The organism is Gracilibacillus caseinilyticus, from assembly GCF_022919115.1.
In the GTDB taxonomy this organism is placed as follows: domain Bacteria; phylum Bacillota; class Bacilli; order Bacillales; family Amphibacillaceae; genus Gracilibacillus; species Gracilibacillus caseinilyticus.
The window spans coordinates 3,998,138-4,013,480 of the sequence record NZ_CP095072.1 but is presented as its reverse complement, the minus strand read 5'-3'; the positions used below and the strand labels follow the sequence as shown (position 1 = coordinate 4,013,480).

The window sequence follows — 15,343 nt, the reverse complement described above, 5'->3', positions numbered from 1 at the left end:
TAGAAATCCTAAAATAGGAGGTAATAAAATGGCTAAAAATGCACCTGAAATAGGCGAATATAAATATGGCTTTCATGACAGAGACGTTTCGATTTTTCGTACTGAAAAAGGTCTTACGCGTGCAGTTGTAGAAGAAATTTCTCGTATGAAAGAAGAACCGGAATGGATGTTAGAGTACCGCTTAAAAGCATTGGAGCAATTTTACAAAAAACCAATGCCACAGTGGGGCGGCGATCTATCTGAATTAGATTTTGATGAAATTACGTATTACGTAAAACCTTCTGAGCGTTCTGAGCGTTCTTGGGATGAAGTACCTGATGAAATCAAACAGACATTTGATAAATTAGGGATTCCAGAAGCAGAACAAAAATATCTTGCAGGGGTTTCTGCACAATATGAATCAGAAGTTGTGTATCACAACTTAAAAGAAGACCTGGAGAAAATGGGTATTGTATTTAAAGATACTGATACAGCATTAAAAGAAAATGAAGATTTATTTAAAGAGTACTTTGGTAAAGTAATTCCAGCTTCTGATAATAAATTTGCTGCGTTAAACTCGGCTGTATGGTCTGGTGGATCATTTATTTATGTTCCAAAAGGCGTAAAAGCAGATACACCTTTACAAGCGTATTTCCGTATTAACTCTGAAAATATGGGACAGTTTGAACGTACATTGATTATTGTCGATGAGGGCGCATCTGTACACTATGTAGAAGGTTGTACAGCACCAACGTATACAACGAACTCCTTGCATAGTGCAGTAGTAGAAATCTTTGTTAAAAAAGATGCATATTGCCGTTACACAACGATCCAAAACTGGGCAAATAACGTTTATAACCTAGTTACCAAGCGTGCTACATGTGACGCGAATGCAACGATGGAATGGATTGATGGTAACATTGGTTCTAAACTTACCATGAAATACCCAGCGATCATTCTAAAAGGTGAAGGTGCACGTGGTAATACCCTTTCTATAGCGCTTGCAGGTAAAGGGCAGCACCAACACGCTGGTGCGAAAATGCATCACTTAGCACCAAATACTTCTTCAACAATCGTATCTAAATCGATTTCGAAGCAAGGTGGTAAAGTAACATACCTTGGTATGGTACACTTTGGTCGTAAAGCAGATAATGCTCGTTCCAACATTGAGTGTGATACGTTGATTATGGATAACAAATCAACTTCTGATACAATTCCTTACAATGAAATCTTAAATGAAAACATTTCGTTAGAACACGAAGCAAAAGTGTCTAAAGTATCAGAAGAACAATTATTCTATTTAATGAGTCGCGGTATTTCAGAAGAAGAAGCAACAGAAATGATCGTAATGGGCTTCATCGAGCCATTTACGAAAGAACTTCCAATGGAATACGCAGTCGAAATGAACCGCCTTATCAAGTTCGAAATGGAAGGTTCTATCGGTTAATTCAATCTTTAGCTATATAAAGCTTTAAGCACGAGGTATAAGCATATGAAACGTTATTCGTTTAAAAAAGCTTATCTCCTCGTGCTTTTTTCTTTATAAGTGTCCGCATGTGTTTAACGTTTCCTATACATTAATCCTGTCTTATTAATGACATAAGAAAGATAACATCTTTTCTGTTGGCTAAAAAAAGTTGCTTAGCATTGGCGAAGACCATTGGGTCTTTATCCAAGAAGCTTGTTATTGTGTTGGTAAGTATTGAAAACTCTTTGTTCAGCATCATATTCTAAGCACATATATAATATTAAATATTATACTTCTGAGTGGTGATGTGTGTTGAAGTTCAAGGCAGTGCCGGCATATCGATAACTGCTTTTTTAGTAATCGAGAAAGTATATAATTACAGTCATAAAGACGGACTGCAGATGTAATCATGCTCAAGACGATGTGTAATGTGTAGGTTCGTATTATACTGTAAACTGGCTTTCTTTCGTCAGTATTGAAACCTTAGCAGCACTAATTAAAACATTGAACAAACAATCTAATACTGGGCTTATGGTGGATAGGAAATGGAGTCCTAAAACGAAAGGTGCTTGTATGGCGATCCACAAATGTGCGAGTGAGATTTAATACGGGATCCTGCCTGCAAGCTATTTTGTTCTGTAAAAAATGCAGCAAGTATTAAAGTAATGGTACCGGTTTTGTCACGTTTGTAAGTTGTTCAGCTAAGTAAAACGTTATTTGATACTATAATAAAGGGAGCAACGTGAAAAACTGCTCCTTTTACAATTTCTTCTTCTTTTTTCTTTTTTTCGATGATCACAACAGTTATTAAAACAATAAGTAACAGAAAAAAAACTCAGCCATAAAAATCTCTCCTCATATTTGACATTTTTTAATTTACCTGTTCCTATTATAAATCTTTATCTCTAATCACTTACGAATAGAGCGATAATTAGTTTTGGGTTTTAGAAAATTCAAGCAATTGAATTGATATAATAGTAAATCGAAATATAATTCCTGCGTTTCAGTGAGACTCTACAACTTTCGAAACATTTATTTTTTAATACTCTCTCTCACTTGCTAAAAAGGAGGGTGTCTTCGACATCTGACTCTCATCACTCAAATTTGCTTGATTGGATAAATACATATTTAACCTATATAATAGAGTGAGTACCTTCAACATAAAACTTACGATAAGATAGTAGGGATAATAGTGGTTATCATTATTTGTTTTGTCATAGGACTGTTATCGGCTATGGTTGGCAGTATCGTCGGATTAGGCGGTGGCGTAATATTAGTACCGGTTTTACTTATCCTCCATACTACGACAGGTCTTTTTCAATGGGCGGATGCAAGTACGATTGTTGGAATATCACTAATTGTTATGATTTTTACGGCAATGTCTTCCACATACGCCTATGCAAAAAGTAACCGAATTGATTATACAAGCGGAATCTATTTTATTGTAGGCAGTGTCCCTGGCGGCATCCTTGGATCATGGTTGAATCAATTTGTGCAAACAGATTTATTTTCCGTCTATTTAGGGATATTTATGTTATTGATATTCTTGATTTTTTTATTCAAGAAATCTGCCCCATCACCTGTTGCTAATGAAAAGGTTCACCATTCAAGCAAGATAATTCGTGAAGTCTGGTTAGGTTCTCGCAGCTATCGTTATTCCTTTTCACCGTTGATTGCCTGTGGGATTGCTTTTCTAGTTGGAATTTTATCTGGTTTCTTTGGTATTGGAGGAGGATCTTTAATGGTTCCTGCTATGATATTATTTTTTCATTTTCCACCACATATTGCCACGGCAACTTCGATGTTTATGATATTGGCCTTAAGTATGGTCAGCTCTGTAACGCATATAGCCTTGGGACATATTGAATGGAGCTACGTCTGGGCCTTCATTCCCGGCGCATGGCTAGGAGGGGTTTTCGGTGCGAAATTAAATCAAAAGATGTCGAGTAAAGCAGTGGAATACCTACTGCGCATTATCTTACTTATTATCGGTATTCGTTTAATTTGGCAAGGTTTGTTTAGTTAGAGGAGGGTCACGTCATGATGGAACATATTTATTTCTATTATTGCAATGATTTACATAGTCACTTTGAACAATGGCCGCAGATCGTTCATTATTTTAAACAAAAAAAACACCAGCATCAAAGGCTCAATCAGGAATCCTGGTTCATTGATATTGGAGATCATGTCGACCGATCTCACCCCATTGCAGAAGCATACAAAGGGAAGGCAAATGTCGAACTGTTAAATGAGGCTGGCTTTGATTTTGCAACGCTTGGAAATAATGAAGGCATCACGCTCGAATATAATGACCTGTATCATTTGTATGACCAGGCAGATTTCCAAGTTACTTGTGCTAATTTGCAGTCTATCGAAGGAAAGCAACCAACCTGGTTAAAAAATAGTATAGCTTTCACAACAAACGAAAATACCCGTGTCAAAATCCTTGGTTTAACGGCACCGTTTAATCCTTTCTATAATCCGTTAGGCTGGCAAGTGGAAAGTCCGTTTGATTATTTGTCACGTGAAATAAATAAGTTGAAAGAAGATACGGATATTTTGATCCTCTTATCACATTTAGGCTACTCAGAGGATCAATTGATTGCTGAGAAATTTCCCCAGATTGATATTATTATAGGGGGCCATACACATCACCTGCTAAAAAATGGCGAGGTTGTAAACCAAACCCTTCTAACAGCTGCGGGAAAGCATGGTAAATATGTAGGAGAAATTCATATTGGCTGGGATCGAACTTCTGCTGAGATTGTTGATAAGCAAGCATATGCAGTTGAAACAGAACATATGAAGCAAGACAAGGACACGATCCAATTGCTTGAAAAGAAAAGTGAACAGGCGGAAGAACAGTTAAATCAACCGGTCACTTATCTGCATCAACGGTTAGAAGTAGATTGGTATAAACGAACACCAATTATTCAACTTTTAACAGATGAATTAAAGAAGTGGACCAAGGCTGATATCAGTATGTTAAATGCCGGGCTTCTTCTGGAAAGTATGGAGCCAGGATATATCACATATGGTGATGTGCATCGAATCTGTCCTCATCCGATCAATCCATGTACCGTACAACTCAGAGGAATTGAAATTTTAGAAGTAGTTCGGGGTGCATATAACCAGCGATTAGTGGAGTTAGAGCTGATGGGATTTGGTTTTAGAGGTAAGATTCTCGGTGCATTTGTCTTTAGTGGTACTGAGATTCAGACGACTCAAGATGAAGAGGGGGTGGAGCATGTTCAGAAAGTATTACTAAATAATAAGGAATTAGAACATGAGCGAGTCTACACCTTTGCTACAGCTGATATGTTTACCTTTGGCAAGATGTTTCCGGAAATAGCCCGCTCGAAGACGAAACAATTTTACTTACCAGAATTTCTTCGAGATTTATTAAAGGAAACCTTGCAAAATAGATTATAGAGAATAGTACACACATACACTCTATCTTCATATTTTATATGGAGAGGGGTGTTTTTATTATGATGGAAATGAAGCCAATTGATATTAAAGGTCATGCGTTTACTGCTGTAACGGTTCGATTACCATATACCAATTTATTAGTGATTACGAACGAAAAAGGTTATGTAATGTGTGGTGCATTAGATGTAGACTTATTAAATGACCGGCTGACAGATCGTCCTATTATTGCAGGACGCGCAGTGGGAGTAAAGACCATAGAGGATTTAAAAAAAGCAACCTTAGATAAAGTAACAAACCATTCTAAACAATTCGGCTGGTATGAAGGTATGCCTATAGAAGAAGCACTATTGAAAATTGTGTAAATATTGTCAAGGAAAATGTGAAAAATATGCATTTTTATGATAATAATACTAGATTAAACTGACATAATCTGATAAAATTTTACTAAAATGATAAAATAGGTGTATGTCGATGAAATTAATTCCCACAAAAAATATCCGTCCTGGTTTTGAATTAGCGAAGCCTATTTATGATGCACGTGGAAGGATACTTGTCCAAGAAGAAATAAGGTTAACCCAATCAATGGTCCATCGTCTGCAGAATTTAGGTGTAACCTATGTTTTTATACGTGATAAGGATACGGAGGATATTTTTGTCCATCCACCAATTCCAGACCAACAACGGATGGAAGCGATTCAGCAGATCAAAGAGACCTTTAAACCTGTTGAAGTTCAGGGTATTTCCAATCAAAATTATTTATTAGATAAAACAGTAAATAAATTAAATCATCTTGTAACTGAAATTGCAGAGGAACTGGGAAAAAATGAAGACGTGATTCATTATTTATCTGACCTGTTAATTATTGATAATTATGTTTTTTCTCATTCATTTAATGTAAGTTTGTATACCCTGGCACTCGCACAAGAAAAAAATATGAAAAAATCAGAATTAGAACAGCTTGGTTTAGGTGCAATCTTGCATGATATCGGAAAAATAATTCTGCCTGATGAAATATTAAATAAACCGGGTAAACTGTCTGATACGGAGTTTCAAATAGTACAATCCCATACCGATTATGGCTTTGAGATGTTGAGGAAGGCACCCGGAATTCCTTTACTTGTTGCGCATTGTGCATTTCAGCATCATGAACGTTTGGATGGATCCGGTTATCCGCGCGGCATTACAGAAGACGTGATTCATCCGTACGCCAGGATAATTGGTGTTGCAGATGTATTTGATGCAGTTACAAGTAACAGGGTTTACCGTGAAGCGCTGTTGCCGCATGAAGGCCTGGAAATACTTTATAGTGGCGCTGGTACTCTTTTTGATAAATCGTTAGTCGAAACATTCAAGAAAACCATTGCACTCTATCCAAACGGGTTGACGGTTCAATTGAGTGATGGCCGTGAAGGAGTCGTTGCCCACCAAAATTATCATCTGTTAGAAAGGCCAGTTGTGCGAATTTTGAAGGAGAATGGTGTCAACGTTACTCCTTATGATCTGGATCTTGCCAAAGTGCTGAACGTCATGATTCATTCACACAAACAAACGCAGTCCAGTTAAATAAACCCGGGCTAAAACCCTAGCCCGGTCCTAACAAACTTCCATATATACAGCTACCTATAATACGGATTATGTAAAGTGTAGCAGTATGTCAAATTGGTAATTTTGAAATGTTATATATGCGTAACAAAGCTCCGGAAATATGCTCCGCGTCCTGTGGGTCGGCCTCAACTTCCTCAGAAAGCAAATCCCGCTTTCCTGCGGGATTTTCGGACACGACTGATCCCACGGGAGTCTCCGCATATTTCCTACGCTTAAGGGATGTTCTACAACGATTGGAACAGATAAAAGCAGCAGTTCTATGCATAATGTGTTTGAGAATGAAGCAGCTATTAATGAGGGTATCAATCAATCTGCTTTCTCATGACTCTGTTGTAGATCCATACCTTAGCGCAGGCCAACCACGTAGACTCCCGTGGGATCAGCGCGAGCTGAAGATCCACTTTGGAAAGAAAAAGATTTTCTTTCCAAAGTTAGCTGAAGCCGTGCCCCACAGGACGCGAAGTGGTTGGCCGGAGCGACATTATAGCTCTAACTACATTTCAAAATGGATGCAACGCTAGTTTACATAATCCGTATTATAAGAACCCAATTTACATTTATAAAATGTTGATCTCGTTAATGAGAGTGATTATATGCTTTCTCATAAATAAAAAATTTATAGATTTATCTCTAAATAAATCCCTCCAATCATATGAATGTATTGGGGGGATTTTATGATGCCAAAGAAAAGATGGGTTAAAAAAAGAAAAGTAGCAACACCTCCAAGCCAAATCGTGTTTATCTCCTTTTTCTTTTTTATATTGGCGATGATTGCAAGTCTATATGTGGTGAATGACGGTATTAAACCAGTTTTGCTTGACTATGCAGAATATAGAGTAAAGTCTATTTCAAATCAAGCAATGGGGATTGCTGTCAGTAAGAAAATATCAGAAGATTTAAATGCAGAAGAATTAATTCAAACGCAAGTCAATGAACAAGGGAATGTGGAGAGCTATACGTTTAATGCAGTTGTCGAAAATCGGGTACAGCGTAACATTCAATATCGGGTTGAAAATTTTCTGAAGTTGTTGGAGGAGGGCGAAAGACCAGAAACAGGGATCCCGATAGAGCTGGAAAAGGATCTAGATCCTTCAGAGCAAGAACTGCTGGATGATATAAGAGAAAATGGTTTGTTAGTGGAGGTTCCGGTTGGTCAAGCGTTAGGAATTCCAATCCTAGCTAATTTGGGTCCGAAAATTCCGGTGAATATGGAAGTGATCGGAGCGGTAGGAACGGAAATAACGAGCCAGCTTGTGCAGACAGGCATTAATGGTGCGTGGATTTATATAAACGTCCACATTAACGTGGAAATGAGAGTAGTTATACCATTTGCTTCTAAACCTGTAAAACTTGAACAAGATATACCGGTTTCAAAGGTTTTCCATCCTGGTGATGTACCAGATTACTATCATGATGGCGAAGGTTCTTCCAATCTTTCCGTACCGATTGAGCCTGATTTAATGGAGTAGGATAAATACCTTATTTTACCTTTGACAGAATATTCGAAAGTTCGTTATAATTTCAAAGATTAGCAATGTATAATTTTCAGAATTATTATAATCATTTGTCAAAAGAAGAAAGGGGTTTATGTGATGGAAAATCGATCACAATGGGGAACACGCATAGGTTTCCTTCTTGCAGCAATTGGATCTGCTGTAGGGTTGGGAAACATTTGGCGATTCCCGGCAACAGCATTTGAAAATGGCGGGGGTGCGTTCTTTGTACCGTATTTATTTGCCTTATTAACAGCAGGTATTCCGTTGCTGATTATGGAATACACAATAGGTCATAAGTTTCGTAGTTCTTCACCACGCAGTTTTGCAAAAATAAGTAAAGGAATGGAATGGATCGGATGGTGGCAAGTATTCATTTCTTTCGTTATTTCTACTTACTACCCAATTATTATTGCCTGGTCCTTAATGTACGCTTATTTCTCATTTGGGACAAAATGGGGCAACGATCCGACCGGATTCTTCGTTGGTGACTATTTAAATCTGGCGGATGCAGGAACATTTGGATCTTTTGTTCCTTCTGTATTATTGCCATTAATTCTTGTTTGGATACTCGTATTCTTTTTCTTAGGACGAGGAGTTAAGAAAGGGATTGAATTTGCAAATAGAATTTTTATTCCGACATTATTTATTGTTTTCTTTATTATTGTTATACGTGCCGTTACATTACCTGGAGCTGTCGAAGGTTTAAATGCCTTCTTTGAACCGGATTGGAGCAGAATTTTGGACGGTTCGGTCTGGGTGGCAGCATATGGTCAAATCTTTTTCAGTTTGTCGATTGCATTTGCCATTATGATAACTTATTCATCTTACTTACCAAGAAAATCAGATATTACTAATAATGCGTTTATTACTGGTTTTGCCAATTCTTCTTTTGAGTTATTAGCCGGTATTGGAGTCTTTGCGGCATTAGGTTTTATGGCACAACAGTCTGGTGTTAGTGTTTCAGAAGTCGTGCAAGGTGGAGTTGGACTAGCATTTATGGTATTTCCTGAGATTATCAGTCAAATGCCAGGGTCTACTTTCTTCGGACTCTTGTTTTTTGCCTCATTATTCTTAGCAGGGCTATCTTCCATGATTTCAATTTCCGAAACGTATATTGCAGGTATTCAAGAGAAATTCTCTATTTCCCGTGGAACTGCGGTTCTGATAGGTGGAGGTCTTGCGTTTGTTGTATCGTTATTCTATGCCAACCAAGGCGGATTAAACTTGTTAGATACGGTCGATCACTTTATTAATAATTATGGCGTCGCTTTAGCTGGTTTATTTGAAGTTGTAGCCATTGCATGGTTTGCCCGTGAGTTAAAGAATTTACAAATTCATGCGGATTCTGTATCTGATATTAAGCTAGGTGTATGGTGGAGATTTTGTTTAAGTATTATAACACCAGTAATTTTAGGCTGTATGATGCTGCTGAATTTGAAAAATGAACTATCAGATGCATATGAAGGCTATCCGATTGATTTCTTATTCAAGTATGGCTGGATCGTGGCGATCGGTGCCATGCTCTTTGGTGCATTACTGACGATTAAAAAATGGCCTGAGAAAGATCATGAAGCATAAAACAAAGGATCAAAGGAGGTTTACTTCATGACAGCAAGTGCGATTGTAATGGCGATTATCGGTGGCGTTATTATTTGGGGTGGTTTAATTGTAAGTATATTAAACGCCAAAAATGCTTCTAATAATTAATGCAAAAAACCCGTAAAGAGGTTATTATGCTCTTTACGGGTTTTTTCTTTCCCACCTTTTTAAATTGGGAAAAGGATCAAATGACCATTCTGTCTTGCCGTTGTCCTTATATAATCCATAATGCAAATGTGGCGGAAACTTGCCAGAAGTACCTGGAGGTCCATAACCTGATGCCCCAACGGAGCCGATTGTTTGTCCGGCTTCGACAATGTCACCGATCTCTAAACCGTCTGCGAACCCATTCAAATGCGCATAATAATGATAACGATTGTAGATATCTCGAATACCAATGCGCCATCCGCCATATTTATTCCAGCCTTTAAGTTCAATGATACCATAGGTAGTTGCTCTTACAGGTGTTCCATAATTGGCAAATATATCGGTCCCTTCATGAATACGACGACCACCAAATCCACGAGCATCTCCCCAAGTATTTCGGTAACTGTAATTATAGCCTTTAGGTATAGGAAAGGCCGTTTCGTCAAGGTCAATCTTCTGATACGTATCAAACAAACGGGCATAGTTCATGATAGATAAAACAGTGAGTTCTCGTTTATAATAATTCCAAAGTCCCGTGCGTATATCCTGAGGAGTGCTCCCGTATTGTTGTAAGTAATTGGCGATGGTATATAGTATGTCATACTGGTTATTTCGATCTGCAATTCCATCTCCGTCTCCATCTTTCCCAATTCCGCCGAACAATAAAATGGTTTCTTCGTCGATTGGTTCATCCACAGGTGCTGCGCCATACCATTTTTCTTTCGGGATATTAATATGGATTAGCGCGTCTTCTGCCGGATCTTCCGCAATATTTGCTTCATATCGGTTCAAGGCTGCTAAATAGTGCCAAGGTATAAGTGTGATTGCTTCGATTTGCTTATATAATGTGATTTTTTGTTGTTCGATATCCACATTTTCTTCTGCATGTGCTATAGTAGAGAGAAGAAAAAAACTAAGGAATATACAAACTGTATAGCGCTGAATCAATAAATAACCTCCTTCTGCTATTGCAATCATATCGTTAGTTTGGTTATAAATATTGATTTCATGCTAGCAACATTTGTTAATTTGACTATCTTGAGAAAAGAAAAGGTGTGAAATAGATTGGTTGAGGTACAAGGTCAACGTTATCAAATTATTAAAGACTATCGAAATGGCTTTGAAGAAAAAGCTTTTAAGGACAGATACACCGATATTTTAAGTAAATACGATTTTATCGTTGGAGACTGGGGTTATGAGCAGTTACGCCTAAAAGGTTTTTATGATGATCAAAATCCGAAGGCAACATTTGATACGAAAATCAGCACATGTGAAGATTATTTATATGAATACTGTAATTTTGGCTGCCGTTTCTTTATCGTGAAGCAAATGGAAAACTAACATGGACCTCTGTGTTAGTTTTCCTGTAATATTGGCTTTAAATAGGCACGAAAATCGTCCGCTTCCAGTTGACTGTACTGAAAAGCATGTTCGACAAATTCAGTACTGTCAAGCATCGATGCATTTAACTTGGAATACTTATTGGTATTCAGATCCACAATGATAAACTCATCACCCAAGCAATCTGAAGAAATAATCGCAAGGTCAAAGCGGTCTAGGCCACCTTTAAAGCTTACTAATCGTATATTACTGTTTTCTTGTTCGTTTTTTATAAATGTAAGTCGATCGTTTTGCAAAAAATAGTCACTCCTTTTCCCTGATTTTCAACCGTTTGATGATTAGACTACCCTTAAACATAAGATATCCTTAACGTCAACTGATTATATGTGGTATCATGTTAATAAGTTGTCAACGAGGGGGAGTCATCATGTATTTTGTTGATATGAGACAAATGAATGAAACATTGGATTTTTTTGATGAAACGTTAAAGATAGTGAAAGAACAGCACTTTGCAACCTCATTGGAGTATCTTGCATTGGAACGGATCACACATGTATTAATCGAAGCCATTATTGATACAGGTAATATGATGATCGATGGTTTTATCATGAGAGATCCAGGCAGTTACCTTGATATTGTCCACATCTTAGCTGATGAGAACGTATTGCCGGAAGAAGATATTAAGGTGTATGAAGATATAGTAAGCATTCGCAAGAAATTAGTGCAGGATTATAAAAAAATGGACCATCAGGAACTGCAAACATTGTTAGCTGAGAATTTGCCGGTGTTATTGCAATTTACCACGCATATTCGGAGCTACTTGGCTAGTGAAATGGGAATTGCTAATACGTTTACCAATATTAATTAAAAGAATGTAAGCATTCTTCATATAAGAATGCTTACACTTAATATGAATTGTGATGTATATCACAAATGGTCAAGCAGAACAAAAATAGGAATGGAGCGATTCTGTATGCAACAGTCAGTCATAACGGATAAATTTGGCCGAGCCCTGCAGGACTTGCGAATTTCAGTGACAGATCGCTGCAATTTTCGCTGTCGCTATTGTATGCCCCGTGAAATATTTGGAAAGGACTTTGTATTTCTTCCGAAAGAGCATTTGTTAAGCTTTGAGGAAATTGAGCGTTTAGCAAAGATATTTCTAAAATTAGGTGTTCGAAAAATTCGACTAACAGGTGGAGAACCATTATTACGAAAGGGCATAGTGTCGTTAATTGAACGATTAGCAGCATTAGAGGGTCTCCAGGACATTGGTTTAACGACAAATGCCGTACTGCTTGGCAAAATGTCCGATGATTTAAAAGCAGCAGGATTAAAACGGGTTAATGTCAGTCTTGACGCGATTGAAGATGAAACGTTCATGCAGATTAATGATAGTAATTACCGGACGCAGCCAGTTATTAATAGTATTATCAAAGCAAAAAAAGCCGGATTAGAAGTGAAAGTCAACATGGTCGTAAAAAAAGGGATGAATGATCACCAGGTTGTCCCAATGGCCGCTTTTTTTAAAGATTTGAGTATTACGTTACGGTATATCGAATTTATGGATGTAGGTCAAACAAACGGTTGGGATTTTAAACATGTGCTTACTAAGAAAGAAATCTTCGACATGCTTAGCGAACATTATTCACTAGAGCCGGTTGACCCATCCTATTTTGGTGAAGTAGCCAAAAGGTATCGTTATCAAGGGACTAACACAGAAGTAGGGTTTATCACATCTGTTTCCGAATCTTTTTGTTCCTCCTGCACACGGGCAAGAATTGCAGCAGACGGTAACTTCTATACTTGTTTATTTGCCGGGGAAGGATTTAATTTAAAAGATCTTTTGCGGAGCGGTATAAGTGATGAGCAAATGGAAGAAACGATTGTGTCCCGCTGGAAATACCGGGAGGATCGTTATTCCGACGAACGGACCGAAGAAACAGCACGCAATCGTAAGAAAATTGAAATGTCGTATATCGGTGGATAAGAAAGGGAGTTAGTCCTATGCCAGAACTAGATAGATATGATCGCCAAATGCTTTTCAAAGGAATTGGTGAAGAGGGTCAACGAAAATTATTGGCCAAGCGCGTCTTGATTGTCGGATGTGGTGCATTGGGATCATCTGTAGCGGAAATCCTTGCTCGAGCCGGAGTAGGAAAGCTGACCATCATCGATCGTGATTATGTCGAATGGAGCAATTTACAAAGGCAGCATTTGTTTACCGAAGAAGATGCGCGCGATCAGCTCCCGAAAGCGGCAGCGGCAAGTGATCATTTAACAAAAATCAACAGCTGTGTTGAAATAGAGCCAGTTGTGATGGACGCAACTGCAGAGAATCTTGAAAGCTATGTACAACAGGCAGATCTGGTGATTGATGCTACGGATAATTTTGATATCAGATTTATCTTGAATGATCTTTGTCAAAAAAATAAAAAAGTATGGATTTTTGGTGCATGTGTAGGCAGTTCTGGTATGACATTTACGATTATTCCTGAAAAGACACCTTGCTTGGACTGTTTGTTAAAGGTTACGCCGATGTTCGGTGCGACATGTGACGCAGTTGGTATTATCAGTCCTGCAGTACAAATGGTGGTTGCGCACCAAACGACAGAAGCTATGAAACTATTAATTGGGGCTGACGAAGAAGTAAGTAGTAAATTAATTATTTTCGATCTGTGGCATCACCATTATCAAACCATTGATGTCAGCAGGGCAAAACAGCCTCAATGTGCAAGTTGTGGTGCCACTCCTGACTATCCGAGTCTTTCTTATCAGAATCGAACAAAAACAGAAATTTTATGTGGCCGGGATACCGTTCAAATTCGCGGAAAAAAATTTAGTTTCTCTCATTTGCAACAAAAACTATCCAGTTATCATAATGTGCGTGAGAATGCCTTTTTATTGTCGGTAGATATCCATGATAAACGCATTATTTTCTTTAAGGATGGACGTACCTTTATCCACGGTACTAAATCAATTGAAGAAGCCAAAAAATTATATTATCAGATTGTTGGTTAGGAGTATGTCATTATGTTAAACGAGCGAAATCCGATTCCGGTAAAAGAAGCCATAGCAAAAGTACAAGCCTGTTATCAGACGGGGCAGACAGAGTGGGTCCCGGTAACAGAAGCAGCAACTCGTATACTAGCTATGGATATTACGGCAGATCACCACGTCCCACCATTTGATCGATCACCGTATGATGGCTATGCATTGCGGTCAGATGATACAACAGGAGCGAGCGCAGAGCAGCCCAAAAAACTGGAGGTCGTGGGTCATATCGGGGCCGGCAGCGTCCATTCTGAACCACTGACAGATCATCAGGCCGTCCGAATAATGACAGGTGCAGCCATTCCCAAAGGAGCCGATGCAGTTGTTATGCTGGAAGATACTGCGGCTGAAGAAATAGAAGGCAGAACATACGTTAATATTATGAAACCAAGTGCACAACAGCAAAATATTTCCTTTAAAGGGGAAGACGTTCAAAAAGGCGAAGTGATCATCAAAAAGGGTACAGAAATAAACCCAGGAGTGATCGCTTTACTAGCTACGTTCGGCTATGCTTCTGTACCTGTTGCAAAAAAACCAGTGATCGGTGTCATTGCTACTGGCAGTGAACTATTAGAAGTATCTGAGCCACTAGAGCCAGGCAGGATTCGTAACAGTAATGCATATATGATCTCGGCACAATTAGAGCGGGCAGGAGCCATTCCTAGGTATTATGGGCAATTAGCTGATGATCTTGCGTCCAGTATTGAAAAAATTTCTGCAGTGTTAGAAGAGGTTGATTTTTTAATTACAACAGGTGGTGTGTCTGTCGGTGATTTTGATCTATTACCAGAAATTTATCAGGCTTTAGAAGCAGACGTTTTGTTTAACAAAGTGGCAATGCGACCAGGAAGTGTGACAACTGTAACGACTACCGCAAATAATATTTTGTTTGGATTATCAGGAAATCCTTCTGCTTGTTATGTCGGATTTGAACTATTTACGAGACCACTGATTGATCACTTCTTAGGTAAACGTCAAATTGGTTTACCTGCAGTGGAAGCGGTGCTTGATGTGGATATACCAAAAGCAAATCCATTCTCACGTTTCATGAGAGGGTACTATTACTTTCAAGATCAAACCGTCTTTGTTCAACTTGCAGGTAAAGATAAATCCAATATGGTCCATTCGTTGGCAAATGCGAATTGTCTGATAGAATTACCGGGTGGTACAGCAGGATTTAATAAAGGTGATCGCGTGTTGATTCATCGGTTAGGAGAATGAG

The 15,343-nt window shown here is 38.3% G+C and carries 15 protein-coding genes; 13 read left to right on the top strand and 2 right to left on the bottom strand.

Going from position 1 to position 15,343, the window contains the following annotated elements; genetic code table 11:
* Positions 1-28 precede the first annotated feature (28 nt).
* From sufB to MUN88_RS19285, 8 genes are all read left to right on the top strand, one after another.
* Positions 29-1,426, top strand: coding sequence for a Fe-S cluster assembly protein SufB (sufB, locus tag MUN88_RS19320; protein WP_244718299.1), 1,398 nt, complete (start codon positions 29-31; stop codon positions 1,424-1,426).
* Positions 1,427-2,639: 1,213 nt separating this feature from the next.
* On the top strand, positions 2,640-3,473 hold the full coding sequence (locus MUN88_RS19315; protein WP_244718296.1) for a sulfite exporter TauE/SafE family protein: 834 nt from the start codon (positions 2,640-2,642) through the stop codon (positions 3,471-3,473).
* Positions 3,474-3,487: 14 nt separating this feature from the next.
* The gene (locus tag MUN88_RS19310) at positions 3,488-4,879 is read left to right on the top strand and encodes a bifunctional metallophosphatase/5'-nucleotidase (protein WP_244718293.1); all 1,392 of its coding nucleotides are present in this window, start codon (positions 3,488-3,490) and stop codon (positions 4,877-4,879) included.
* A gap of 59 nt (positions 4,880-4,938) precedes the next feature.
* Complete coding sequence (locus MUN88_RS19305) at positions 4,939-5,241, top strand: YunC family protein (RefSeq protein WP_244718289.1); 303 nt, start codon at positions 4,939-4,941, stop codon at positions 5,239-5,241.
* 109 nt (positions 5,242-5,350) lie between these two features.
* On the top strand, positions 5,351-6,442 hold the full coding sequence (locus MUN88_RS19300) for an HD-GYP domain-containing protein (RefSeq protein ID WP_244718286.1): 1,092 nt from the start codon (positions 5,351-5,353) through the stop codon (positions 6,440-6,442).
* 716 nt (positions 6,443-7,158) lie between these two features.
* The gene (gene yunB / locus MUN88_RS19295) at positions 7,159-7,953 is read left to right on the top strand and encodes a sporulation protein YunB (protein ID WP_244718282.1); all 795 of its coding nucleotides are present in this window, start codon (positions 7,159-7,161) and stop codon (positions 7,951-7,953) included.
* Positions 7,954-8,076: 123 nt separating this feature from the next.
* Positions 8,077-9,558: a sodium-dependent transporter gene (locus MUN88_RS19290; RefSeq protein WP_244718279.1), complete on the top strand. Its 1,482-nt coding sequence runs from the start codon at positions 8,077-8,079 to the stop codon at positions 9,556-9,558.
* Between the two features lie 27 nt (positions 9,559-9,585).
* Positions 9,586-9,687: a MetS family NSS transporter small subunit gene (locus tag MUN88_RS19285; RefSeq protein WP_244718277.1), complete on the top strand. Its 102-nt coding sequence runs from the start codon at positions 9,586-9,588 to the stop codon at positions 9,685-9,687.
* 33 nt (positions 9,688-9,720) lie between these two features.
* Here MUN88_RS19285 and MUN88_RS19280 read toward each other — a convergent pair whose 3' ends face one another.
* Entirely contained in the window at positions 9,721-10,671 is a 951-nt protein-coding gene (locus MUN88_RS19280) for a M23 family metallopeptidase (protein ID WP_440136861.1), read from the bottom strand.
* Positions 10,672-10,791: 120 nt separating this feature from the next.
* On the opposite strand from MUN88_RS19280, the gene MUN88_RS19275 reads away from it, so the two are divergent.
* Positions 10,792-11,067, top strand: coding sequence for a YutD family protein (locus MUN88_RS19275; protein ID WP_244718271.1), 276 nt, complete (start codon positions 10,792-10,794; stop codon positions 11,065-11,067).
* Between the two features lie 14 nt (positions 11,068-11,081).
* Here the strand turns inward: MUN88_RS19275 and MUN88_RS19270 are convergent, their stop codons facing one another.
* Positions 11,082-11,363, bottom strand: a complete 282-nt coding sequence (locus tag MUN88_RS19270) for an SAV0927 family protein (protein ID WP_244718268.1) — start codon at positions 11,361-11,363, stop codon at positions 11,082-11,084.
* Positions 11,364-11,494: 131 nt separating this feature from the next.
* On the opposite strand from MUN88_RS19270, the gene MUN88_RS19265 reads away from it, so the two are divergent.
* The 4 genes from MUN88_RS19265 to MUN88_RS19250 all read left to right on the top strand — a co-directional run bounded on the left by MUN88_RS19265 (position 11,495) and on the right by MUN88_RS19250 (position 15,342).
* On the top strand, positions 11,495-11,935 hold the full coding sequence (locus MUN88_RS19265; protein WP_244718265.1) for a DUF86 domain-containing protein: 441 nt from the start codon (positions 11,495-11,497) through the stop codon (positions 11,933-11,935).
* Between the two features lie 105 nt (positions 11,936-12,040).
* Positions 12,041-13,057 carry a GTP 3',8-cyclase MoaA gene (gene moaA / locus MUN88_RS19260; protein ID WP_244718263.1) on the top strand — a complete coding sequence of 339 codons (1,017 nt, stop codon included), beginning with the start codon at positions 12,041-12,043 and terminating at the stop codon, positions 13,055-13,057.
* Positions 13,058-13,074: 17 nt separating this feature from the next.
* Positions 13,075-14,088 (top strand): ThiF family adenylyltransferase, encoded by a 1,014-nt coding sequence (locus tag MUN88_RS19255; protein ID WP_244718260.1) that lies wholly within the window; start codon positions 13,075-13,077, stop codon positions 14,086-14,088.
* 12 nt (positions 14,089-14,100) lie between these two features.
* Positions 14,101-15,342 carry a molybdopterin molybdotransferase MoeA gene (locus tag MUN88_RS19250; RefSeq protein WP_244718257.1) on the top strand — a complete coding sequence of 414 codons (1,242 nt, stop codon included), beginning with the start codon at positions 14,101-14,103 and terminating at the stop codon, positions 15,340-15,342.
* The last annotated feature ends 1 nt before the right edge of the window (position 15,343 follow it).

What these genes read in the sequence shown, in the direction of transcription:
- yunB (WP_244718282.1), top strand. Translation starts at nt 7,159, where the DNA reads ATGATGCCAAAGAAAAGATGGGTTAAAAAAAGAAAAGTAGCAACACCT.
- sufB (WP_244718299.1), top strand. Translation starts at nt 29, where the DNA reads ATGGCTAAAAATGCACCTGAAATAGGCGAATATAAATATGGCTTTCAT.
- MUN88_RS19305 (WP_244718289.1), top strand. Translation starts at nt 4,939, where the DNA reads ATGATGGAAATGAAGCCAATTGATATTAAAGGTCATGCGTTTACTGCT.
- MUN88_RS19255 (WP_244718260.1), top strand. Translation starts at nt 13,075, where the DNA reads ATGCCAGAACTAGATAGATATGATCGCCAAATGCTTTTCAAAGGAATT.
- MUN88_RS19250 (WP_244718257.1), top strand. Translation starts at nt 14,101, where the DNA reads ATGTTAAACGAGCGAAATCCGATTCCGGTAAAAGAAGCCATAGCAAAA.
- MUN88_RS19300 (WP_244718286.1), top strand. Translation starts at nt 5,351, where the DNA reads ATGAAATTAATTCCCACAAAAAATATCCGTCCTGGTTTTGAATTAGCG.
- MUN88_RS19290 (WP_244718279.1), top strand. Translation starts at nt 8,077, where the DNA reads ATGGAAAATCGATCACAATGGGGAACACGCATAGGTTTCCTTCTTGCA.
- moaA (WP_244718263.1), top strand. Translation starts at nt 12,041, where the DNA reads ATGCAACAGTCAGTCATAACGGATAAATTTGGCCGAGCCCTGCAGGAC.
- MUN88_RS19310 (WP_244718293.1), top strand. Translation starts at nt 3,488, where the DNA reads ATGATGGAACATATTTATTTCTATTATTGCAATGATTTACATAGTCAC.
- MUN88_RS19265 (WP_244718265.1), top strand. Translation starts at nt 11,495, where the DNA reads ATGTATTTTGTTGATATGAGACAAATGAATGAAACATTGGATTTTTTT.
- MUN88_RS19285 (WP_244718277.1), top strand. Translation starts at nt 9,586, where the DNA reads ATGACAGCAAGTGCGATTGTAATGGCGATTATCGGTGGCGTTATTATT.